Origin of the sequence: Komarekiella delphini-convector SJRDD-AB1, from assembly GCF_014831675.1 — a bacterium.
Taxonomy (GTDB): Bacteria; Cyanobacteriota; Cyanobacteriia; order Cyanobacteriales; family Nostocaceae; genus Komarekiella.
In genome coordinates, this window is sequence record NZ_VJXY01000045.1 from 42,401 (window position 1) to 65,426 (window position 23,026).

Annotated in this window: 16 protein-coding genes; 3 read left to right on the forward strand and 13 right to left on the reverse strand. The window is 42.4% G+C overall.

The window, feature by feature from the left end; translation table 11 throughout:
* Positions 1–63: 63 nt before the first annotated feature.
* Both pyrR and FNW02_RS28750 read left to right on the forward strand, forming a co-directional pair.
* Positions 64–600, forward strand: coding sequence for a bifunctional pyr operon transcriptional regulator/uracil phosphoribosyltransferase PyrR (gene pyrR / locus FNW02_RS28745; RefSeq protein WP_191760889.1), 537 nt, complete (start codon positions 64–66; stop codon positions 598–600).
* Between the two features lie 155 nt (positions 601–755).
* Positions 756–3,473, forward strand: a complete 2,718-nt coding sequence (locus FNW02_RS28750) for a tetratricopeptide repeat protein (RefSeq protein ID WP_348535466.1) — start codon at positions 756–758, stop codon at positions 3,471–3,473.
* Positions 3,474–3,894: 421 nt separating this feature from the next.
* Here FNW02_RS28750 and FNW02_RS28755 read toward each other — a convergent pair whose 3' ends face one another.
* The 5 genes from FNW02_RS28755 to FNW02_RS28775 form a co-directional block, all read right to left on the reverse strand.
* On the reverse strand, positions 3,895–4,275 hold the full coding sequence (locus tag FNW02_RS28755; RefSeq protein WP_191760876.1) for a nuclear transport factor 2 family protein: 381 nt from the start codon (positions 4,273–4,275) through the stop codon (positions 3,895–3,897).
* A gap of 118 nt (positions 4,276–4,393) precedes the next feature.
* Positions 4,394–6,283 (reverse strand): hybrid sensor histidine kinase/response regulator, encoded by a 1,890-nt coding sequence (locus FNW02_RS28760; protein ID WP_191760877.1) that lies wholly within the window; start codon positions 6,281–6,283, stop codon positions 4,394–4,396.
* Positions 6,249–6,746, reverse strand: a complete 498-nt coding sequence (locus FNW02_RS28765) for a response regulator (protein WP_191760878.1) — start codon at positions 6,744–6,746, stop codon at positions 6,249–6,251. Before FNW02_RS28765 ends, FNW02_RS28760 begins: the two co-directional genes overlap by 35 nt.
* Before the next feature lie 129 nt (positions 6,747–6,875).
* On the reverse strand, positions 6,876–10,172 hold the full coding sequence (locus tag FNW02_RS28770) for a PAS domain-containing protein (protein ID WP_191760879.1): 3,297 nt from the start codon (positions 10,170–10,172) through the stop codon (positions 6,876–6,878).
* A 435-nt stretch (positions 10,173–10,607) separates the two neighbouring features.
* Complete coding sequence (locus FNW02_RS28775; protein ID WP_191760880.1) at positions 10,608–13,019, reverse strand: hybrid sensor histidine kinase/response regulator; 2,412 nt, start codon at positions 13,017–13,019, stop codon at positions 10,608–10,610.
* Positions 13,020–13,773: 754 nt separating this feature from the next.
* Between FNW02_RS28775 and FNW02_RS28780 the strand changes: the two genes are divergently transcribed.
* A complete protein-coding gene (locus FNW02_RS28780; protein WP_162395000.1) occupies positions 13,774–14,256 on the forward strand; it encodes a molybdenum cofactor biosynthesis protein MoaE in 483 nt (160 codons plus the stop codon).
* Positions 14,257–14,394: 138 nt separating this feature from the next.
* On the opposite strand, the gene FNW02_RS28785 is transcribed toward FNW02_RS28780, so the two are convergent.
* The 8 genes from FNW02_RS28785 to hsdR form a co-directional block, all read right to left on the reverse strand.
* Positions 14,395–14,628 carry a type II toxin-antitoxin system RelE/ParE family toxin gene (locus FNW02_RS28785; protein WP_225225965.1) on the reverse strand — a complete coding sequence of 78 codons (234 nt, stop codon included), beginning with the start codon at positions 14,626–14,628 and terminating at the stop codon, positions 14,395–14,397.
* Positions 14,628–14,894: a type II toxin-antitoxin system ParD family antitoxin gene (locus tag FNW02_RS28790; RefSeq protein ID WP_191760881.1), complete on the reverse strand. Its 267-nt coding sequence runs from the start codon at positions 14,892–14,894 to the stop codon at positions 14,628–14,630. Before FNW02_RS28790 ends, FNW02_RS28785 begins: the two co-directional genes overlap by 1 nt.
* 198 nt (positions 14,895–15,092) lie before the next feature.
* Positions 15,093–15,506, reverse strand: a complete 414-nt coding sequence (locus FNW02_RS28795; RefSeq protein ID WP_191760882.1) for a putative toxin-antitoxin system toxin component, PIN family — start codon at positions 15,504–15,506, stop codon at positions 15,093–15,095.
* Positions 15,503–15,742: a hypothetical protein gene (locus FNW02_RS28800; protein WP_191760883.1), complete on the reverse strand. Its 240-nt coding sequence runs from the start codon at positions 15,740–15,742 to the stop codon at positions 15,503–15,505. Before FNW02_RS28800 ends, FNW02_RS28795 begins: the two co-directional genes overlap by 4 nt.
* Positions 15,743–16,039: 297 nt before the next feature.
* Positions 16,040–17,596 (reverse strand): restriction endonuclease subunit S, encoded by a 1,557-nt coding sequence (locus FNW02_RS28805; protein ID WP_191760884.1) that lies wholly within the window; start codon positions 17,594–17,596, stop codon positions 16,040–16,042.
* A gap of 236 nt (positions 17,597–17,832) precedes the next feature.
* Positions 17,833–18,030 carry a hypothetical protein gene (locus tag FNW02_RS28810; RefSeq protein WP_191760891.1) on the reverse strand — a complete coding sequence of 66 codons (198 nt, stop codon included), beginning with the start codon at positions 18,028–18,030 and terminating at the stop codon, positions 17,833–17,835.
* A gap of 37 nt (positions 18,031–18,067) precedes the next feature.
* Positions 18,068–19,537, reverse strand: coding sequence for a class I SAM-dependent DNA methyltransferase (locus FNW02_RS28815; protein ID WP_191760885.1), 1,470 nt, complete (start codon positions 19,535–19,537; stop codon positions 18,068–18,070).
* 120 nt (positions 19,538–19,657) lie between these two features.
* Positions 19,658–22,987, reverse strand: coding sequence for a type I restriction-modification system endonuclease (hsdR, locus tag FNW02_RS28820; RefSeq protein WP_191760886.1), 3,330 nt, complete (start codon positions 22,985–22,987; stop codon positions 19,658–19,660).
* Positions 22,988–23,026 lie beyond the last annotated feature (39 nt).

The window sequence follows — 23,026 nt, forward strand, 5'->3', positions numbered from 1 at the left end:
GTACCCAGTCCCCAGTCCCCAATACCCAGTCCCCAGTCAATTCAGGGGTATCCGTCTATGACTATGTCTACCAAAGTAGTTGAAATTCTCTCATCCGAAGAAATCCGTCGTACTTTGACTCGCCTTGCTTCTCAAATTGTGGAAAGGACACGTGATTTATCTCAACTGGTGCTTCTTGGGGTTTATACCAGAGGTGCGTTATTAGCCGAATTGTTGGCGCGTCAGATTGAGATACTGGAGGGTGTACATGTGTCAGTCGGCGCTTTGGATATTACATTTTATCGAGATGACCTCGACAAAATTGGTTTGCGGACTCCCGCAAAAAGCGATATTCCTTTTGACCTCACTGGAAAAACGGTTGTACTTGTAGATGATGTGATTTTTAAAGGACGAACGATTCGCGCTGCTTTAAATGCAGTCAACGACTACGGTAGACCAGAGTTAATTCGTTTAGCTGTATTAGTAGATAGAGGACATCGTGAATTACCAATTCACCCAGATTTTATTGGTAAGAAGTTACCTACTGCTAAAGAAGAAATTGTCAAAGTTTACTTACAAGATTCGGATGGACGAGATGCTGTGGAGTTAATTGGGGATTAAGTGATGAGGAGTCATTTATCCTTGGTCATTAGTCACTTGTGATTGGTCAAAAGTCAAGGGTCATTAATTATTCTCTCCCCCTGCTCCCCCTGCCCCTCCACTCCCCCACTCAGCATTCTCAAATCAGGAGGTCGTGGTAACTCCGAATAAACCTTGTGTTCAACATTCTTCAGCCAATTCCCACATTTTATAGAGATAACAAGGAATTTATTGACAACCTGCTCTCTGGTGGGTTGCCTGCTATTTTGCCTGCTATTGTCAGCTTTTTTTGGTGGCTGGCATGGCGCGATCGCCAGCGGCGCATTCCTCATGCAACTTTTGCTTTTGAGGTGATTAAACCTCAAAGTCCAGGTTTGATGCAACAGATTCTTGGCGGGAATGATAAAGACCCTTTGGCAGACCGCAATATTGCTTACCAAAATCGAGTAGTGAATCGCAGTATCCGCCAAGAACTCCAACAGCAGCTAGAAGAATACCGGTGGTTATTAATTGTGGGACGTAACGGACTAGGAAAAACGCGGGAAGCAGCGGAATTAGCCCAGCATCTCAACCAAGCAGGCTGGACGGTGCTTTACCTCAAGCCAAATGAATGGTTAGATATTCCAGCACGAATGCCAAGGGAGATAGGCGGCGATCGCAAATTGCTATTTTTCTTAGATGACCTCAATCAGAAAATGCACCGCAGTCACGAAGAAATATCTCCTGAAGCTGAAAAAAGTCAAGTAGAAAGGTTTACAGTCCCGTTGCAACAGCGTCTACTGGATGCCTTAACAAGATATGAGTCATTCTGTGGCAAAGCGGAAATCCGCGTAATTGCTACAGCACGCAATGAACGACAACCAGATTTTCCTGGAGAAGCCAGCGCTTGGGAAAAACTGCAATGGGAAAAATACTCCAAGTTATGGCAAAAATTCCAAATTTATGAATTGCCGGAACCGGAAGATCGGGCAATTATTGAAGTATTAACAGCAACCGTTCCTAAAACTAATATTTCCGCGCAGCCAGAACAGTATCCCGAACTGGCGAGGCGTAACGATGCCACCTTTAGAAATGTGGTAGAGAATCTCCAACACCTGCGAAATGATGGTTTAGCTTTGAATCCCAAAAATTACCGAGAAAGTCTCGGCAAAACTTGGAAAAAGCGCTATCAAGAGTCAGTTGAGAGATATCCAGTTAGTCGCTACATTTATGATGCAGTGGACTTGTTGCGGCAATTCGACATCCCACTTTATCGCTTCAGTGTGGAGGCAACAGCACGAATGTTGGCGGGGGGAAATTGTTGGCAACGGTTGTGGTATCGCTGGCAAGTTAGCACCGCTACCAACTTTTTAATTCACACTGAACGCATCCTCGAACCTCGTGATGGGCAAATTGAAGCCAAGGGTAGCCATGTAGAAGTTGGGGAATACATCTTGCCTTTTACCCAACTGATTTTACAACTGGCAGATCAACACCCCCAAGAAATACACCGTATACTCCTAAATTTTGGTGTACAGATGGCGCAATCAAGTTACTATCAGCAAGCTGTTACCTGTTGGGATAAAGCGATACAAATCCAACCCGACTACTACCAAGCTTGGGGGAACCGGGGTATTGCACTGGGTAACTTAGGACTGTGGGCAGAGGCGATCGCATCCTATGACAAAGTATTGGAATTCAAAGCTGACGATTATTTAGCGTGGTATTACCGGGGTAATGCCCTAGATGAAATGGGGCACAGTGCCGAGGCGATCGCATCTTATGACAAAGCAATTGCCATCAAACCCGATTTACATCAAGCTTGGAACAACCGGGGTATTGCGCTGCGAAATTTGGGGCAACATGAAGAGGCGTTCGCATGCTATGACCAAGCAATTGCTATCAAACCCAATTTACACCACGCTTGGATTAATCGCGGCAATGCACTCAAAAACTTAGGTCGATTTGCAGAGGCGGTTACTTCCTACGATCAAGCACTTTTAATCAAACGCGAGGACTATTATACCTGGTACAGTCTGGGTAATGTGCTCAAGAACTTGGGTCGATTTGAAGATGCTGTTGCTTCCTACGACCAAGCCCTCGCCATCAAACCTGAAGACGATGAAGCCTGGTATAATCGGGGTCATGCTTTGGGTGATTTAGGAAATTATACGGAAGCGATCGCCTCTTACGACCAAGCACTCGCCATCAAAGCCGACAAACACGAAGCTTGGTACAATCGGGGCAATACCCTGTTTAATTTGGCAAAATATCCAGAAGCGATCGCATCTTACGACCGAGCACTCGAACTTCAGCCTGATAAACATGAAGCCTGGAATAATCGAGGCAATGCTCTGTTTAATTTAGAAAAGTACACCGAAGCGATCGCATCTTACGACCGAGCACTCAAACTTCAACCTGACAAACATAAAGCTTGGAAAAACCGAGGCAATGCTCTATTTAAATTAGGACAATATGATGATGCCATAGCATCTTACGATCAAGCACTCATAATCAAACCTGATAAACATGAAGCCTGGTACAACCGAGGTAATGCTCTGTTTAATCTAGGAAAATATGATGATGCCATAGCATCTTACGATCAAGCACTTATAATCAAACCCGACAAACACGAAGCTTGGAACAATCGGGGATTAGCGCTGACATCTTTAGTAAAATATAGCGATGCGATCGCATCCTATGAGCAAGCACTCTTAATTAAACCCAATGATGACTGTGCCTGGTACAACAAAGCTTGCTGCTATGGATTTCTGGGGAATGTAGAGTTAGCGATCAAAAATTTACAACAAGCTATTAAGCTAAATCCTCAAGAATGTCGAGAAATGGCAAAATCTGACTCTGATTTTGACAAAATTAGGCAAGATAGCCGTTTTCAAGATTTGATTAGTCATTAATCATTTGTCATTTGTCAAGACTCATTAGTAATTAATTATTCTCTCCCCCTGCTCCTTGGCTACGGTGTACACACAAGTCTTCTAGAGGTGTCCCACAGGCTTTCGATCCCCCCAACCCACGCCAGTCGCTCATGGGGAGCCACCCCTTTGCGGAGGTTCCCTCCGTTGTGGGGAGTGGCGTGGAAACCCCCTTGGCGCTAGCCTCTCCCTTTGGGAGAAGACCGCGCTGGCTCCCCTTGCAAAGAGGGGGCAAAAACCTCTCAAAGTCCTCCTTTTTAAGGAGGATTTAGGAGGATCTACAACGATTTTGGTTTTGTACAGAGATGTGTGTACACCTTAGCTGCTCCTTGGTCACTGAGCGGCTTGCCTTGAGCGGAGCCGAAAGGAGCCGAAGTGCCACTCCCCTACTCCCCATCTTCCCCTACCGCATAAGTGGACTACCATGATGATGTACTAAATACCATTTCCCTCCGAGAAGGTGAAATACATTTGTAGCCATTGATTGTGCTTCGAGTCTTCTTCCACCAACGACTTGAAAGATATTTTCTATCAACACAACGTAAGCGATATTATCAGTTACTTCAGTAGTAATTATTTCCGTATTAATTTCAATGTATGCAGTATTTTTAAATATCTGTGCCCAAGAGTTGCGAATCTCCTTCCAACCTCGCAATACGTTGCTTCCAGGATGGATACAGAAACTCCCAGTTCCTTGTGACCATACTGTACTCATTGCCTCAATATCTTTTTTTTCAAAAGCTCGATAAAAAGCTTCGTTAGCTGCTAAAACTTCAGATGTCATGGCGAATGAGGGGCGAATGTGGGGGGAGCAGAGGGGCAGGGGGAGAGAATAGTTAATGACCTTTGGCTTTTGAGCAATCACAAGTGACTAATGACCAATAACCAAGGACAAATAACTCCTAACATCTTTTAAGTGTGCTAATGGTTTGTAATAGTTGGCTAGCTGTGTAAGGTTTGGAAAGAAAAGCTTTAATACCCATATCATAAGCTATGTTGACTTTATCGCTCGAAGCCAATCCGCTGACAGCAATAATTTTGACATCTGGGTTAATTTTTCGGAGAGTGCGAATGGTAGTTAATCCATCCAAAGACGGCATTACCATATCAGTTAACACAAGAAATATTTTATCCCGATGTTCTGCATATAAAGCTATTGCTTCAATGCCGTCCTTAGCTGTAATTGCTTTGTAGTTATGGCTTTCTAGGGATGTTTTTGTAACATCTCGAATGGCATCTTCGTCATCAACAACTAAAATCAGTTCTCCGTTACCTGAAGGTAATTGTTGTTCTTGTTCTGCGATAGTTTCGCTTGCTTCTTGTGCAGGCAAATATACCTTAAATTGACTGCCTCTACGTTGTTCGGTATATACGTTGATAAAACCACCGTGGCTTTTAATGATACCAAGTACTGTAGAAAGACCTAAACCTGTACCTTTACCAAGTTCTTTGGTGGTAAAAAATGGCTCAAATATCCGCTCTAATATTTCCGGTTCAATACCAATTCCACTATCAGTAATAGCTATGGCAACATAGGAACCAACTTTAGCATCAATATGCATCTTGGCGTAATTTTCATCAACTAAGAGATTTTCCGCAGTGATTTTCAAAGTTCCACCATTAGGCATAGCATCACGAGCATTGACACAAAGATTCATCAGTACTTGATGCAGTTGAGTGGCATCACCAGATACAGTGTAAAGATTATGCGGAATTTGAGTGGAAACTTCAATTGATTTGGGAAAAGTTTGTTTAATAATTTGTTGAATTTCGACTATTAAATGCTTTAGTTGCAGAAGGGTACGCTCGCCTTCAAGCCCTCTAGTGAAAGACAGTACTTGCTTGACTAACTTTGCCCCACGTTGAGCATTTGTGATCAATATTGGTAGGAGTCGCTGAGAACGCTCATCATGTACTTGTGCTTCCAAAAGTTGTGCTGTCATCAAAATGGGAGCAAGAACATTATTGAGGTCATGGGCAATACCACTTGCTAGAGTACCAATACTCTCTAATCGCTGGGCGCGGAGAAATTGCGCCTCCAGTTGTTTTTTTTGCGTGATATCAGTGTTAACAACGAGGATTGATTGGGCTTGATGACTGAACTCACGCACTAGTGTCCAACGGCTTTCGACAATAATTTCTTTGCCGGATTTTGTTATTTGATGTAACTCACCCTCCCAAGAGCCATTTTTTGTTAAAATAACGAGTGCTTCTTGCAATTGAGATAAATTTTTTTCTTGCCAGAGTTTTTGTTTATATTTAGCGATCGCCTCTTCATTTTTCCAACCGTACAGACGCTCGGCGGCTTTGTTCCAAAATAAAATTTTGTCGTCTAAATTATGTACAAAAATTGCATCGGTAGCAATATCTAGTAAAGCAGCTTGTTCGCGAATTTTCTGTTCTGTTTGTTTGCGTTCTATGGCGTAACGAATAGAACGCTCTAGTAAAGGTGCTGTCAGCTGGCTTTTTTCTAAATAATCGGCTGCTCCGGCTTTCATCGCCTCCAAATCTATTTCTCGATCTCCCTGTCCTGTCAGTAAAATCATCGGAGAAGAACAGCCCTGAGCAATTGTTTCGCGCAACAGTTCTAGTCCGTTGTGTTTGCCCAAGCGGTAGTCTACCAGATAAATATCATGCTGGAACTGAGCGATCGCATTTCTTGCCGCTTCATAGTTATCTAACCATTCCAACTCACAACTAGTTCCTTGAAACTCACCAAACCAATCACGAGTTAAAATATAATCATCTTCATCATCATCAATTAAAAGAACTTTGATTGGGCTGTTGTCCATTGTTTTCTCCCACTGCTTCTAGCGGCAGCTTTACAATTTCAAACCAGTATTTTCCTAAAGTTTTCATGACTTCTACTAAGGAAGCAAAAGTCACTGGCTTAATGATAAAGGAGTTTGCACCTAAATCATAGGTATTATCTATATCTTCCTCTGCCCCAGACGTTGTCAGTACTACAACAGGAATTCGCCGTAATTGTGGGTCACTTTTAATGTCTCTGAGTGCTTCAAGACCGTCTTTTTTGGGCATATTTAAATCTAACAAAATCAAATCTGGACGCGGTGCATTGCTTTTGTCAGCGTACCGACCACGATTATAGAGATAATCCATCAACTCCTCACCATTCCTGACGATGTATGGTTCGATTGACAATTGACTTTCTGCCAATGCTTCACTAACTAACATACTGTCGTCTTCATCATCATCAGCCATTAAAATAGTGACGGTTTTTTGCCGACCTTTCACTCTGTATTCTCTCCTTAATAATTTTTGTTAATATGAACATAATTTTTAAGATGTTATGAATTACCAGACACAATTGTACAATTAACCTTTTTTTTTGGCCTATTAGTAATCCTCCTCTAGGAATAAAAATCAAGGATGGGAAATAATTGGTAATGTTACAATAAATCTCGCACCTTGTCCTGGTTGACTTTGTGCTGTGATATGACCATGATGACGTTCAATAATTTTTCGACAGATAGCTAAGCCCATACCAGTGCCTTCGTATTCTCTGCGACTATGTAGGCGTTGAAAAACATTAAAAATGCGATCAAGATACTTTTCATCAAAACCAATGCCGTTATCTTCAATAATAATTTGATAAAGTTCACAACAATTGCAGGTTTTATCTGATGGATTTTTTGAGGATTGACTAAAAATTTTGATCACAGGTGGTACTTGTGGGCGGTGAAATTTGAGGGCGTTGCCGATTAAGTTTTGCAATAATTGGCGCATTTGTAGGGGGTCGGCTGCAATGGTGGGTAACTCTCCTACATGCACCTGTGCCTCAGTTTGCTGAATACGCACTTCTAAATCAGACAGTACTTCTTGTACTATCTGTGATAGATTCACCGACACAAAGGGTTTTGCCCTAGTGGTAACTCGTGATAGTCTCAACAAATCTTCAATCAATGTCTGCATTCTCAAGGCTGCATTCTGCATCCGCTCTAGGTAGTCATGTCCCTGTTCGGTTAAGTTGTTACCACAGCTAGCTTTGAGTCGTTCGCTAAAGGTCTTAATTTTACGTAGTGGCTCTTGCAAATCGTGAGAGGCGATAAATGCAAATTGTTGCAGTTCTTCATTAGAACGGGTGAGTTCTTGCCGCTGACGAGTTTCTTGTTCTAAAATCAGACTTTGAGCTACGGCAATGCCTATTTGATCTGCCAACTGCTGCAAAAGTTCAATTTCCCGGTTAGTCCACTGACGGGGGTGAGCACACTGATGGGCAATTAGCAGCCCCCAGAGTTGATTTTTCAGAAGAATTGGGACAACAAGGTTGGCTTTGACTGCAAATTGTTGCAGAAATTCAACGTGGCAAGGTTGAATATCAGCTCGTTCTATGTCGGGAATGGAGCCAATTCGCCCTTGGCAGTACTGCTGGATGTAATCTTGCTTAAAGCAAGGGTCGGTAATCTGCTGCCCTAAAATAACGGGCAAACCGGGAACTACTGCTTCTTGAACCGCGATGAAATCGCCATTTGACCGTAAGCGCAAGATTAATACACGGTCTGCGTGCAGCAGCTTTTGCACTTCTGTAACACTGGTTTGGAGAATTTCATCAATTTGTAAAGACTGACGAATTTTTAGGGTAATATCGGCGAATAATTGCGATCGCAAGTTTTGACGTTCTAAATCTGCTTGTGTGCGTTTGCGATCGGTCATATCCATCATTGCACCAATCATCCGTACTGGCTTGCCTGTCTCCTCATAGACAACATAACCGCGATCAAAAATGTAGGCATAAGAATTATCGCTGCGGCGAAAGCGGTATTCACTTGACCAAAATTGTTTACCGCTATTCATCACAGCACCCACACTAGAAACAATTTTTTGCCTATCGTCTGGATGTATACGTTCAGTCCACCAAGCCGCATTAAAATTTACTTGCTCTGTTGAGTATCCAAAAAGAGCCTGTAAAGATTGATTCCACCACACTTCATCTTTGAGCAAATCCCAGTCCCATAAAGCATCATTGGTAGCGCGGGCAGCTATTTGGAAACGTTCTTCACTTTGACGCAGTTGTTCTTCTGCCAGTTTACGTTCAGTGATATCAGTATGGGAACTTGCCATTCGCACGACACTACCATCTTCATTCCACACCGCCTGACCGCGATGCAAAACCCATTTGTAAGTACCGTCCTTACACCGGACTCGATGTTCGTTGATGTAAAACGGGTTTTTTTTAGCAAAGTGGTTAGCGATCGCTTGTGTCACCGAGCCGATATCATTTGGATGTATTCGTGTTGCCCATTCATCTAATTGATTAGAAATCTCATGGTCTTCGTAACCAAGCATTTCTTTCCAGCGAGTTGAGAAAAACACTTCCTTATTTTTAACGTTCCAGTCCAAAATGCCATCATTACTACCCTGCACTGCTAACTGCCAGCGTTCTTCACTTTTTTTCAGGGCATCTTCTACACGTTGGCGCTCAATTGCTGTAGCTAAAACATTGGCAACAGCTTGGAGAAAATAAATATCATCTCTAGTGAAGGTGCGCTGTTTGGTTGTGTGTGCTCCCAAGATGCCAAAAGGGCGCTCTTTGCCATGAATCACCACACTCATACCACTGACCACTTGGCTGTGATGACCGATAATAACTGGCTCAGGGGAAAGAGCTGTATAGTCGATTGGCGAATGCATCTCAGTTGTGATTTCTTGCTGCGTTAGGTCTTGTTGGCAACCTATGCCAGCACGCAGCAGTAATCCATTATCATCTGGTAGTAGTTCCAAAACCTTGCAAGACTGGACTTTCAGGCATTCAGCAACGAATGTCACGCACGAGTTCATCAGCCTGGTTAAATCTTTATGAGATAATGCTATTTGACTAAGTTCTGCCACAATTGCCTGCTGCTTGGCATTAACTTCCAGCGCCTCCTCTGCTTGCTTGCGCTTGGTGATATCTATATATACTCCAGACATCTGCACAGCTAACCCAGATGCGTCTCGAAAAACTACTCCTTTGCTTGCTAAAGTGCGAATCCGAGCACCAGGCAAAACAACTCGAAATTCGATGTCATATTCTACCCCATCTCGAATAGCTTGCTGATGCGATCGGCTAACAAGATCGCGATCTTGGGGATGAATTAAGTTAATGAAAGCTTCGTATGTGTCAATGAAAACGCCTTTTTCCAAGCCAAAAAGTGCTTCTAGGTTATCTGACCAAGTAATTTTTTGAGTCAGTAAATCCCAGTTCCAGATACTCATGCGAGCAGCGTCTAACGCCATCCTCAGTTGTGTTTCACGCAGTTGTGCTTGTGAAGTTTGTTGTCGCAATTCCTTTATGGCCCGATGAGCTTCTAAAAGACGACGCAATCTTTGACGTAAAACCGGCCATTGAATCGGCTTGCTAATAAAATCAGTTACACCCACAGCAAAAGCTTGCTCCACGGTTGCTTGATCATAAAGAGCAGTAATCATTAACACAGGTGTGTCTTTGCCATTGGGAAGTTTTTGCAATTGAGAGCAGCAACTAAAACCGTCCATTACGGGCATCATGGCATCTAGTAGTACTATATCTGGATGCAGGCGAGTATAGATAGCTAGCGCCTCTAAACCATTACTCGCCTGTGCCACTTGATACCCTGCTTCTTCTATTAACTCACACAGATGAATTCGAGTTAAATCGTCATCGTCTACAACTAGAATGAGGGGAAAATCTTTTTTAATCATGAGTCAAGATTCAAGAGTCAAGAGTTCTTAAAATCAAGACTAGCTTGTCTTGGCTGATCAGTGTTTTTTAACTTGTGTGAGGTTAATACGTGTATTTTTGCTGTACTTAAGTAGAGGATGATGAGGATAATATTGTTGAGGTAGCTTCTCAGTCAGTGTTTTTTATCACATTTTTGTTGTGATATTAATCACTAATTATTTAAATAATTTAGCCAAGTCTAGATCAAAGCATTTTGATCTTTGACAAATGACAAAGTGCAAAGTCTGTAGCAAGACCCATAGGGCACGCCGGAAACCAACGCTCAGACAGAAGCCTGTGACGCTCCTGCGTCGCTACCGCTACGCTAACGCACAAGTTGAGGAACCCGCCTAAGCAACTGGCTCAACTTTGTCAAAGATGACATAGACGCCTCAGCGGCTACCCGTAGGGTAAGACTAATGACAAATGACTGTATGCAAAGTTTTCAATAACTCTTGTGTTGTGTAGGGTTTGGGCAAAAATGCTTTATGCTTAGCTGTTTTATCGATTGGTATATGTTCGCTTGTCGATAAGCCGCTGATAGCAATAATCCGTAATTGTGGATTTATTTTCTGTAATGTGCGAATGGTAGTTGCTCCATCCATATTGGGCATCATCATATCGATAATTGCTGCACTAATTTGATCTTTGTGCTCGGCGTATAGTGCTACTGCTTCTATGCCATCACTAGCAGTCATTGCTGTATAGTTATGATTTTCTAAAGAGATTTTGGTAATCTTCTGAATCGCAGCTTCATCATCTACAACCAAAATGCATTCTCCGCATCCAGTTGGCATTTCTGTATCTTCTAACAACTGAGTTGCAAATGTATTAACTGCTGGCAAGTATACCTTAAATTTTGTGCCTATACCCACACGACTTGAGACAGTGATAAAACCACCATGCCTTTGAATAATTCCGATTGCTGTTGACAGTCCAAGTCCAGTTCCTTTACCAGATTCTTTTGTTGTAAAAAATGGTTCAAATATTCTATCTAATACTGCGCTTTTGATGCCAAATCCTGTATCAGCAACGGTTAGGATAATATAAGAACCAACATGAGCCTCTGGATGCATACTGGCATAGTTTTCATCAATGAAAATATTCTCGGCAGATATTGTCAAAGTTCCACCTCTTGGCATGGCATCACGCGCATTGAGGCACAAATTAATTAGTACCTGATGTAGTTGGGTACTATCGGCACAAACAGGCGATAAGTCTGGTTGAATTTCAGTGTAAACTTGGATTGATTTGGGAAATGTTTGGGCTACGATTTGCTTCATTTCTAAAATTAAGTGCTTGACCTGAAGCACGGTACGATCGCCTTCAACTCCTCTAGCAAAGGACAACATTTGTTTGACCAAATTAGCACCACGTTTGGCATTACTTTCAACTATTGATAGCATTTGGTGAATGCTGCGATCGCGGTTTTTACTTTTTAGCAGTTGCACTGACATCAAAATTGGTGACAACACATTGTTTAAATCGTGAGCAATACCACTAGCAAGAGTGCCGATACTATCCACGCGTTGAGCACGTAAAAACTGTTTTTCTAGTTGTTTTCTCTGGGTGATGTCAGTATCAACGACAAGGATTGATTTGGCTTGAGAATGTTCATCCTTTAACAACGTCCAGCGACTTTCAACTATGATTTCCTTGCCAGATTTGCTGGTTTTGTGTAACTCACCTTGCCAAGAGCCATGTTTCCAGACAAGTTGGTAAATTTCCAGTTGTTGCGGTAAAGATTCGGTATCTAAAAGTTCGCTAGCATTCTTGCCAACAGCTTCTTCTGCTTTCCAGCCGTAAAGGTTCTCGGCACTTTTATTCCATGATAAAATTTGGTTGGATAAATCTCGTACGACAATTGCATCTGTAGTAATATCTAGCAATATTGCTTGTTCACGTAGTTGGTTTTCTAGATGTTTGCGTGAAGTGATATCCTCAACAATATAGGTAAATTGCGGATGGCTACTAGAACTCACTGCGATCGCACTAACTGTTGCTGACAGCCATTTTTTACCTTGGGGAGTATCGTGAGAGTATTCAAACCTCACTGGCAATTGGGTACGTTCTGCTTGACGGTAGTGATGAATCCACTGGGATAAATATTTGTGTACAGTACCGATTTCACGTGCTAGGCGATTTTGAATGGCTTCTGGAGTCAGTCCAAAGAATTTCGTTGTGGTAGGGTTATCTGAAATATGCACGATGTCATTATCTACCAGCTCCACAATTCCCATCATCATCGGCGCACTGTCAAAAAAACTCTTAATAGCACATTTACTTTGACATAATGCCTCTTGTACCTGTTTATACTCCTTTTTAAGGCTTGCTAGTTCTGCTAGATTCCGCCGAATCTCCAGTTGTCTAACTACCAGACGGCTAAGAGTTTGCAGTGCTTCCACCTGTTTTGAACTAATTTGGTGTGGTACGCGATCTATTACACACAGAGTACCAATCGCTTTTCCTCCTGGTGTAAACAAGGGTACGCCTGCATAAAATCTTACATAAGGTTCACAGGTGACAAGTACATCTTTAGCAAAGCGTTCATCTGCTAGTGTGTCAGAAATAATTAAAATATCATGCTGGATACAAGTTTGGCAAAAGCCTTGCTCTAGTGGCATTTCCTGTATATCTAATCCCACCTTCGCTTTGATCCATTGACGGCTGGCGTCTATTAAATTAATCATAGCGATCGGTGCATCACAAATCTGCGCCGCTAAGAACACTAAATCGTCAAATGCTTGTTCTGGTGCAGTATCGAGAATCTGGTACTGATGGAGAGCCTCTAGCCTCGTTGCTTCGTTATTACACACTAAAGATTTCATTCAATTTTTCCTACTATTACTGAATTACAACTAGCCGTTGTATTACTAGGAGTCCTCTAAGTTCATGAAGCAGGGGTGTAAGCTTGGCGGCGCTAAAATGCTGCCTATCAGAAATTTGGTTTCAAGTACCATATACATTTGCTAAGTGATAGCCCAAATCAGAAATTTGTTGCTTGATTAACTCAGCTGTCATTGCACTTGATTGCTTAATGAATTCGCTATCAGATTATCTATAGAAGTAACAAGCAAGTAGCTTGATACTTTTATAGTACAGTAATACGTCTGAAGATGGATGACCACAAAGTTGAGTTACTTAAGTAAGTTTACGTAAAATCTACCAAGTTTACGTTATCATTAAAAGCTTTAGTTCAAAAATAAATTACTGTCACGAGAGGAAAAGGCTTTCAAGCCTTGATTTCAAAGTGAAATGATTCTGTATCTATTCAGTGTTTCTTGCTTATTTACAAATTTTCACAAAGACTTGTCTATTTGTACAAACTAAAAAGCTAAAGGGAAACCGCATCAATACTTTTCGATTCATGGAGAAAAGGGGAAAGGCTGAAATCTACCTCTTACCCTTTTCTCAGACTACAAAGGAGAGTCAGGGAGTTTACAGGGGAAAGTATTGGAAACCGCATTTGGTATTTGTTAAACAACATATACCAGAGCATCTGAATAGAGCTAACAGCACTTAATTCAAGGACAATATATTTAGTGCTAACCAAAACTGATCCTAGTTAATCTCAATCCAGTTATGACAACTCTACTTAGTCCGATTAAACCAAGAACCGAAGATAGCTTTGCTATTAGCTTTGCACCATTGTCTATTGCTGAAATCTACGCCAAAGCCGATGATCCCGCCGACGGTGCTGTGGTTGTAATGAGTGGAATGGTTCGCAATCAAACCGACGGTAAACCTGTGGTTGCCTTGGAGTATCAAGCTTACGAACCGATGGCATTACGGGTATTTTATCAAATTGCTGCTGATATTCGCTCCTCTTGGTCTGATGTCAATCGAGTCGTGATTTATCATCGCGTTGGACGTTTGCAAGTTGGGGAAATCAGCGTTTTAGTGGCTGTAGGTTGTCCTCACCGTAGTGAGGCGTTTGAAGCTTGCCGCTATGCGATTGATAACCTCAAACACAATGCACCTATATGGAAAAAAGAACATTGGGAAGATGGTTCTAGTACCTGGGTAAGCATTGGTGCTTGTGAACAGTCAGGAGAAAATTGTTAAAATTCCTAAGACAATCGACCAAATAATTACAAATTACGAATTACGAATTACGAATTACGAATTACGAATTATTTGGTCACTCATCATCTGTAAATAAAGACTCTAAATCTCGATAACCACTTACCACGCGCACAATGACTACGCTATCCTCAAACACTCGATAAAAATAATATAACCATCGACAGAAATCCCTCTGAGTGTCGGATCGATATTGGCATAACTCCTACCAATATTTGGAAATTTTGTTAGGTTTTGACATTTTTTATTAAACTCTTGAATAAACTTTTCCCCTGCATCAATATTGCGCTGGAGAAAATAATCTAAAATATTATCTAAATCTTGACTAGCTTCTACAGAAATTACATATTGCATTATCCTTGATTCTCACGCGCTTTTCGTAATTTTTCTTCCAAACGTGCTATAACCACTTCACCATCAAGCACCTCTCCTATTTCAATTTGAGCAAGTCCAACAGCTATTTTTTTACGAGTTTCTTCCTCCCACGCCTGATAACCTTTGTCTGATTCTGCTAGCAATTTCAAGGCTTTAGTAATCACGTCTTCCGCATTTGCATATTTACCTGTAGCAATTTGCGCTTGGATAAATTGCTCTATTTCTGGCTTGAGTGTGATATTCATAACTTGTACCTCAACTAAAAAAAATAGATACGTTAACTTTGTTTTAACAGTATTGTCACATTCTTAGAAATACCCGACGACTAAAGTCGCGGCTATAGGAACGAAGGCTGCAAAGCAGCCTAATGAAATCTAGCCTATTTATGTAGCCCCAGATTTCAGTTTGTGGGCTATGCGCTTGCATTGGGATGCTCCCTTAACTTATTCCTTCACATCACAAACTAACTTTTTAAATAAAGACAGAGAAATAATAGTTGTATTTAACAAAGTTTGCGCTTCATTAAAATCAGTATCACCTGTAATAAAAAAATCTGCTTCTGCTGCGATCGCACAAGCTAAAAACTTTGCATCTTTCCTATCTCTGGGAAAATCAACCTCTACATCCACATCAATTAGTGTTGTAACTGTATCAATCAAATGAACCCATCTTTGATATTGTGCTTCAGTTAACTTTAAACGAGGACGCTTTAAAACTTCCTTATACTCTGCTATAATTTCTGTCGAGATAATCCACTCAAAATCAGAATTAGCAATCACAAATAAAATTACAGCCTCTGGATTTTTATCAGCTACAGCAGCAGAAACTATGATATTAGTATCAATAATAACTTTCATTCTCCACGCCTATAGGCTTCAATTTCTGCCGCTATCTCTTCATCAGTCAATGGATTATCTGCATGGATCGCTTGTATTTCTTTGAATAACTTTCTTAATTCTTCTGCTAAAGTAGCCCTTTGATTATCCTTTGCCAAAATAATTACCTCTACTCGCTGTCCTGCTTGAAAGGGTAAATCAGATAATATTACTTGCTTTGGGTCTTCAATGGTAATGTAGGTTTTATAAGCGTTCATGATTTATCCTGTTAGTTAACTTTTATCTACCTTTGTTCTAACAATATTGCCACATTCTCAGCAATTATTTCTTCTAGTTTTATCGCACGATTTCGGTATGATAACTCTGGAGAAATGCTTTTTAGCGATGTTACAGTTATTTTCAGGTAAATGAACCACATATTTTTTATCTCGCGCATAGACGCGGAGCGGCTTCCCGCAGGGTAGGCGCAAAGGCGCAGAGAAGAATGTAAGGGTATGGTTGAAATAAATGAAATCTGCTGTAAAAAATGCGATGTGAGCCGCATTACTTTTGAGCTACTCAAATCCGGGTAAAACTCCTTGTCCTTCTACTGTCTTGCTTCTCCGCTTCTCTGATGTTTGGCTTTTCTTCTTACCGTTGTTTAACTGCTCTCGTTCTGCTCGAATTCGTTCTAATAACACAGATGCAGGTTCATCATCGGGATCTTGGGGGACGAGTTCGCCGCGAAAGGCTTTGGCGAGGATGGATTGATTAAATCGCTCAAGTTGTTTTTTTGCTTCTTGATATTGCTGTTCAATTTGAACTATAGCCTTAAATAAAGAGCGTATTTGCTGCACAACTTCTTTTTGCTCCTGCAATGAACAAAAAGGTATTTCAAATTTTGCAATTTTTTGAGCATTTATATTAGACTGACTAACGCCATCCGTCTTAACTCTCCAACAATAATCCTTTGCATATTTTGTATTTAAGCAGTAATTGAGATACTCTGAATCAAGCTCAACATAATTATCAATTTTAATTAGATAACCAGCAAAAATAGCAAAACGCTCACCTCGATATATGCTCGTTTTTCCAACTAACTCTGGACTGTTTGTTCTATTGAACAAAATATCACCAGGTTTCAAAGAGTATTTAGCAATTTCATCATCATCAGAGGTGTAGACAAGATCATTCCAATCAATCTCTCCATTTTGGAGATTTCCCATCCTCAGTACAGGAACTTTACCTTCTGCTGAAGACTTAGCTGAAGTTCCATATTGAAAAGTATGACAAAGCTTTTCCAATGTAATGTATTGCCAATCATCAGCAAGTGGCTCAGTTCCAAACTCTTCTTCATAAGCATAGATTGCTTCTATGTTTTCTTTATGTTTATCTGTCTTAGCTTCAATTAATCGTTTATCCCTAATCCTCTCCAGCAAAACTGAAGCAGGTTCAACGTCTGGGTTTTGTTCGCGCCAATCGGCTGTTAAATCGCCTCGGAAGGCTGCTGCGAGGACAGATTGACGGAAGCGATCGCACAATTCCGGTATAGCCTCAAGCGCCTCCTTTGCTCGTTGAGTGCGATCGTTTAATTCCTCAATCTTGGCAACAATCCGCTTTTGTTCGTTGAGTGGTGGGACAGGAATATCTACACTTCTGATTTTCTGGAGTATTAGACGGCGAATTGCTGAACCTGTCATACTACCAGTCATACTTTTAAAAGTTATAGGGCTGTTCAGCCAGTATTTGAGGTAGTAGGGATCGACTAAGTCCCGAATTGGCTTGAGCAGTGCAACGCTTGAGAGCATTGAAAACGCTTCAGTCAAATGATTGACGGCAGCTAAACCTGTCGTCACTCCGTCTTTGATGTAAAGAACATCTTCATATTCAACAGGACATCGAGAATAAATGGATTTGTGTACTTCTTCTGTTACATAAGTTAGTTCAGTCGTGTCTAAACCGTGAGGCTTAATATTTTTGGCCGTTATGTAAGCATAAGTACCCTCTGCTGAATTTGGTGGAGAATGATGAGTCCCATCTGTGACGAGATGACAAACCTCTGACAGCAATGCTGTAATCCAATGTTCCGGGTATCCATAACCTTCAGGCAATTCTATCAATTCGTCACTCATGTAATCTACAAATTCTCTAACTCTTGTACAAACTCTTCTAAATTTAACTTTCTTCCTCTGTGCCCTCTGTGTCTCTGCGGTTTATAAATCATTTATTTAACCACAGAGGCGCAGAGAACGCAGAGAAAAGAGGTTAAAGAGCAATTTATAATAACTCTTATTCTTTGCGACTTTGCGCCTTTGCGTGAGACAAAATTCATAATCTAAATCAGCAACGCCTGAACTAAGCAGATAAGTCAAAATAGCGGCTCTCTAGTTTCATATTCTCCCTGTTCTAGTCGTTCTAGCGGTTCTCCTACCCAACCACCAATTACATCTTCAAAAAAACCAGGAGGCCAGCCTAATCCTTCTGGTGTTTTTTGCTGTGGTAGCCCACCTCTTCGGCTGGCGAGTTCCTTTTCTTGGCGCTCTTGGCGTCTTGGCGGTTCGTTCATTTTCCCAACTCAGATAAAATTGTCATATCGCGTATTCCTATTCTAAAAGTGGCAACCCCACCGAAGCACTCACCGCCTCCGCCGCTTCTTCACCTTCCAGCAATATCATCAAAGCTTCCATCTCTTTTGTCGCAATTCGCAGCTTTTCCATAATCTCAGCTGCAATCACCTCTGGCTCAGGCAAATTATCCCCCGATCGCAAACTATCATCCCGCAGCCAAGAAATATCCAAGTTTTCATTACGCTTAGTAATTTGCTCTCGCGTAAAACACCGCAAGCGTCCATCTTCTCCCAAATCCACACGAGGACTATTACCATTTGGCTCATCTCCATAGCACTGCTTAAACTCAGAGAAATGCTCAGGAGTTAGGGGAATGCGCTTACCAAAGCTGGGCATATTGGTTCGCATGTCATAAATCCACACTGCTTTAGTATTGCCCTTCTCTGTTGTCCCCCGTTGAAAAAACAGTACATTCGTCTTCACACCTTGAGCATAAAATATCCCAGTTGGCAACCGCAAAATTGTATGCAAATTGCACTTAGCCATCAAGTCAGCGCGAATTGCTCGTCCTTGTCCATCTTCAAACAAGACGTTATCTGGCAAAACCACAGCGGCGCGTCCACCAGGTTTGAGTGATCTATATATATGTTGCAAAAACGCCAATTGCTTGTTTGAGGTGGAATAAGTAAAATCATCCCTGGAAGGTAGCCCACCGCCCTTCTTCGTGCCAAAGGGTGGATTAGTCAGAATTACATCGGCTTTTGCCAAACGCTGTCCTTCCGAGGAAAGGGTATCGCCTAAATCTACTGCTCCTTCAATTCCGTGTAACATCATATTCATCAACAGCAAGCGGTGAGCATCCTGCACCAACTCCATGCCATAAAATGCCTGATGCCGCTGGAAAGATTGCTGCGCTTCTGTCCACTCAAAGGGATCATGGTATTGTCGAATATAGCGATCGCCTGCAATCAAAAACCCTCCCGTTCCCGCCGCTGGGTCTTGAATCAACTCTCCTGGTTGCGGCTTTACCAGAGCAACCATACAATCAATCAACGGTCTGGGTGTGAAGTACTGTCCTGCACCAGATTTCTTTTCGTCGGCGTTTTTCTGTAATACCCCTTCATACAAATCGCCAAACTCGTCTCGATGTTCAGAGAACCAGTCCAACTCATCAATACTAGTTACTAATTTCTTAAGGATGCGGGGTTGCTTGAGGGAAGTTTGAGCATTGGCAAAAATCGCCTGGACTCGCAAAGACGAATCCTCGGAGCCTAACATGAGCAGGAGCGATCGATAAAAGGATAGTTGCTCTACTCCATCTTTACTTACCAAATTTCCCCAGCGATAACCTTCCGGTAATTGCGCTTCTGCTCCCGTCTCCTGCGCCATTTTCAGGAATAGCAGATAGGTTAATTCTGTAACATATTGTAGATACGTAACGCCATCATCCCGTAAGACGTGGCACAAGTTCCAAAGTTTTTGAACAATATCGGTGGTAGCGACCATAGTTGTTTATGATTTTTTTCACGCAGAGACGCAGAGACACAGAGCAAACTAATATATTTAAGCATTTCATATCTCAAAACTCTCATCTTCTCTGCGCCTCTGCGCCTCTGCGTGAGCCATTTAATTAGCAACATCCCAAATACCTTGATGAATCCTAATCACAATATTTTCTAAATCTCCACCGAAAACCTTATTTAGTCGCTCGAAGCCACCGCCTTGAGTTTTAAATTCTCCTCTATCTAAAGCTTCGCGATCGACAATTGTTTCTGCTCTGAGTTGCTTCCCAATTCTTTCCAGCCACTTCCGTTGTGGAGCAGTCCAAGACTGACTCGCCAAAACTTGTTTGATGGCGCATTCAACTCGTTCACTATAAGGAATCAAAGCATCACCCAAAGCCGCCTGACGAATAAAGCCAATGATCGAAGCTGCAATATCCTCGTTAGTTGTTTCTCGCCATGCAGTTTGCAAGTTTGTTGCTGAATATCCTGCGGTATCAAGTAGCATTCGCAGTTCTTTTAATTGTGCTCTAGTCAACTCACGCGGACGCTGTGTGACAACAACTAGCGCCGGAATTTTATTCATGTTCTCTAGCAAGAAGGCTCGAAAGCTGTCTAGATAATCCTCTGGACGTTCAGCACTGCCATAACCCCGCTCAATTGAGCGTAACTCATCGGCATGACGGGAAATTAAAATTGGCTGAGTGCCACCATCTTGACGGTCAAGGATTTGCGCGATGCCTGCGGCGGGCGGAGCCATCGCCTTTTTCTGTTGAAACCATTCCCGCACCTGCTGTGGTGTACTTTGCTTGAGATGGGAAACAATATTTTGTACTGGCATTTGGGCGATCGCTTCTAACTGTTCCCGGTTATTATCGCTCAAGTGCCTGCGTTTTCGTTGCAGCTTGGCTAGGAGTTGGTCAATTACCATCTCTATAGCATCAGGTGTGTTAACTGTCTCTAACTCTTGGATTAATTGGGTAAAAGAAATGTTAGGGTTAACTACAATGGGTTTCATTGTGGAAACAGGTGCGATCGCCTCATATAATCGCACAGCATCAAAGACACGAAACACCTCTTTACCAATATCATTACAAAGCCGGGTAGCCCTGCCTAACATCTGCTCGTAGAGAATTCGAGAATTGACTCGGCGAATAAACACGAGATTACAAATTGCGGGGACATCAATCCCAGTTGTCAACAAGTCTACAGTCACAGCAACTTTTGGATTAACTTCATTGCGGAACTTGCGAATCAACTCCAACGGCTTGTCGGCATTTCCGGTAATTTTGACAACTGCATCATCCTCGACGCTGCCATAATATTCCTGGAACACTCGTTTAAGTTGGGTGACAACGATATCTGCATGACTATCGGTGACGCAGAAAATCAGTGTTTTTTCTGGGAGCGATGGGTCAATTTGCTGTACTAAGGCTTCACAGACGACTCGGTTAAAATCCTCTGTCACAACCCGGCGGTTGAATTGCTCAACATCAATTCGCACTTCATCTGGCGCATGAACCAAGTCAAGTTGCCCAGTTTGGGGATTGAAAAACTCCATCTGTTCGCCAGGATTCCACACTATCCCTTCTTCAGAAAGCTTTGTTTTAATTTGGAAAGGTGGCTCATGGTCAATTAACCAGCCATCTATCACAGCTTCTCGATAGCTGTAAATGTAAACAGGTTCGCCAAAAATTTCTGTGGTGTGTAGGGCTGGAGTTGCGGTTAAGCCAATCTTAACTGCGTCGAACTGCTCCAAAACTCGACGGTATTTCGAGACGTAATCGTTAAAATCTCGAAATTCCAGTTCTGTATCACTTAATTCTCGGTCGAGTAAATAGCCCCGGTGACACTCATCCACGACAATGCAATCATACTGATCTGCTGTGAGCATTGAGCTATCAGACGGGTAAAGAACTCGCTTTACCATACTCTGCACCGTTGCAATCTGAACTTTAGTATCGCGATCAGGTTCGGTGTCTTTCAAATCCTTAATCTCGAAGATATCAGCAAAAGTTTGCAGGTTCTCCATCCGGGAATCTTTGAAAGCGTTGGCGGTTTGCTCACCTAATGCAGTGCGATCAACTAAAAACAACACCCGCCGAAATCGCTTGGTTTTAAGTAACCGATACACCAAAGCAATGCAAGTTTTAGTTTTCCCTGTCCCTGTCGCCATCGCCACGAGTAATTCTCGTTGTCCCCGTGCTAAAGCAGATTCTACTGCTTCGATGGAGCAAATTTGATAATCCCGCAATTCCAGTCCATAGTTAAACCCTTCTTGAGTTAAACGCTTCTGTGCTTGGTCAACGTCTTGAGCTAATGCATCAAGTAACCCTTGGGGACTGTACCACGTTGGTAGGCACAGACGTAAATTAGTTGGTCGGCGCAAATCACAAAACCAAATCCCACTTTTAGTTTGAAGTTGCTGTAAGTATGGTCGTCCATTCGTCGCAAATACAAACGGCACTTTGTGATTTTGCCACAGTCCACCTGCGACAACTTCGCCCAAAACTTGAAAACCTTCACTGTAGCGTTTAGCTTGGTTCAGCGCACCTTCTGAGACATCTTTACTCTGGCGCTTGGCTTCAACTACTCCGACAATTTGCAAACCGCAGAATAATGCATAGTCGGCGCGTCCATTAGTAGTAGGATACTCTGCGATCGCTAAATTTCTTCCTTTTTGAGGACGCACACCATTTTGATAAGTCAATTCCTCTGAATCTGCTTCCCATCCGCATCGTTGCAGTTGACTATCAATCAGCCTCCGTGTCTCCCTCTCATCTAACAGCACACCACTCTCAGCGACTTGAGCTTGGGTAATAGTCTGCTGAATAATTTTCTCAGGCTGCTTTTCTGCCTGAGCCTGGATTTGCGCTAAATGATTCAACACCTCCTGAACTCTGGACTCTGCTTCCTTTGCCAAATCTTCAGCGACAAATCTACGCTGTGCCTCAGCTTCCGCCACCGAAAAATTCTTTTGCACCTCATCTCGCAAGCGTGCTAACTCGGCTTTGAGTGCCTGTGTCTCCGTTTTGGGGTCAGGTGGGGGAATAAACGGGCCAGGGTCAAATTGGCGCGAACCGCCAAAGGCTCGATGAAACCAAATCCCCAACACACGGGCATATTTCAGCCCACTTAACGCCGTGCGGTGATTTCCAGAAAGCTCATGAGTTGCCTGATTGCCAATCTTACGTAACTCATGGAACAAGCGATCAACTTCTCCTTTGATTAAACCGCGATCGCGCAATCGATTCAGCAAATTAATCTGCCGTTCATCAGCTACCTCATAAAGCCCAATTTTGGCAGCCGCTAACTGAGCCAGCAATTCACCAAACTGCCGCAACTTAATTAAACAAGTATTGGGGTCATCTGCAAAATACCGTTCAGCCAGAGCACCCAACCGCACAAGTTGCGTATCGTGGACTGCGAGGAATGAGAAGTTTAATGATGGCATACTTTTGGGGCAGGGGAGGTGGGGGAGGTGGGGGAGGTT

Excerpts from the sequence above, each read along its gene's own strand:
- pyrR (WP_191760889.1), top strand. The coding sequence starts at position 64 with ATGTCTACCAAAGTAGTTGAAATTCTCTCATCCGAAGAAATCCGTCGT.
- FNW02_RS28755 (WP_191760876.1), bottom strand. The coding sequence starts at position 4,275 with ATGACATCTGAAGTTTTAGCAGCTAACGAAGCTTTTTATCGAGCTTTT.
- FNW02_RS28760 (WP_191760877.1), bottom strand. The coding sequence starts at position 6,283 with ATGGACAACAGCCCAATCAAAGTTCTTTTAATTGATGATGATGAAGAT.
- FNW02_RS28770 (WP_191760879.1), bottom strand. The coding sequence starts at position 10,172 with ATGATTAAAAAAGATTTTCCCCTCATTCTAGTTGTAGACGATGACGAT.
- FNW02_RS28775 (WP_191760880.1), bottom strand. The coding sequence starts at position 13,019 with ATGAAATCTTTAGTGTGTAATAACGAAGCAACGAGGCTAGAGGCTCTC.
- FNW02_RS28780 (WP_162395000.1), top strand. The coding sequence starts at position 13,774 with ATGACAACTCTACTTAGTCCGATTAAACCAAGAACCGAAGATAGCTTT.
- FNW02_RS28785 (WP_225225965.1), bottom strand. The coding sequence starts at position 14,628 with ATGCAATATGTAATTTCTGTAGAAGCTAGTCAAGATTTAGATAATATT.
- FNW02_RS28790 (WP_191760881.1), bottom strand. The coding sequence starts at position 14,894 with ATGAATATCACACTCAAGCCAGAAATAGAGCAATTTATCCAAGCGCAA.
- FNW02_RS28795 (WP_191760882.1), bottom strand. The coding sequence starts at position 15,506 with ATGAAAGTTATTATTGATACTAATATCATAGTTTCTGCTGCTGTAGCT.
- FNW02_RS28800 (WP_191760883.1), bottom strand. The coding sequence starts at position 15,742 with ATGAACGCTTATAAAACCTACATTACCATTGAAGACCCAAAGCAAGTA.
- FNW02_RS28805 (WP_191760884.1), bottom strand. The coding sequence starts at position 17,596 with ATGAGTGACGAATTGATAGAATTGCCTGAAGGTTATGGATACCCGGAA.
- FNW02_RS28810 (WP_191760891.1), bottom strand. The coding sequence starts at position 18,030 with ATGAACGAACCGCCAAGACGCCAAGAGCGCCAAGAAAAGGAACTCGCC.
- FNW02_RS28815 (WP_191760885.1), bottom strand. The coding sequence starts at position 19,537 with ATGGTCGCTACCACCGATATTGTTCAAAAACTTTGGAACTTGTGCCAC.
- hsdR (WP_191760886.1), bottom strand. The coding sequence starts at position 22,987 with ATGCCATCATTAAACTTCTCATTCCTCGCAGTCCACGATACGCAACTT.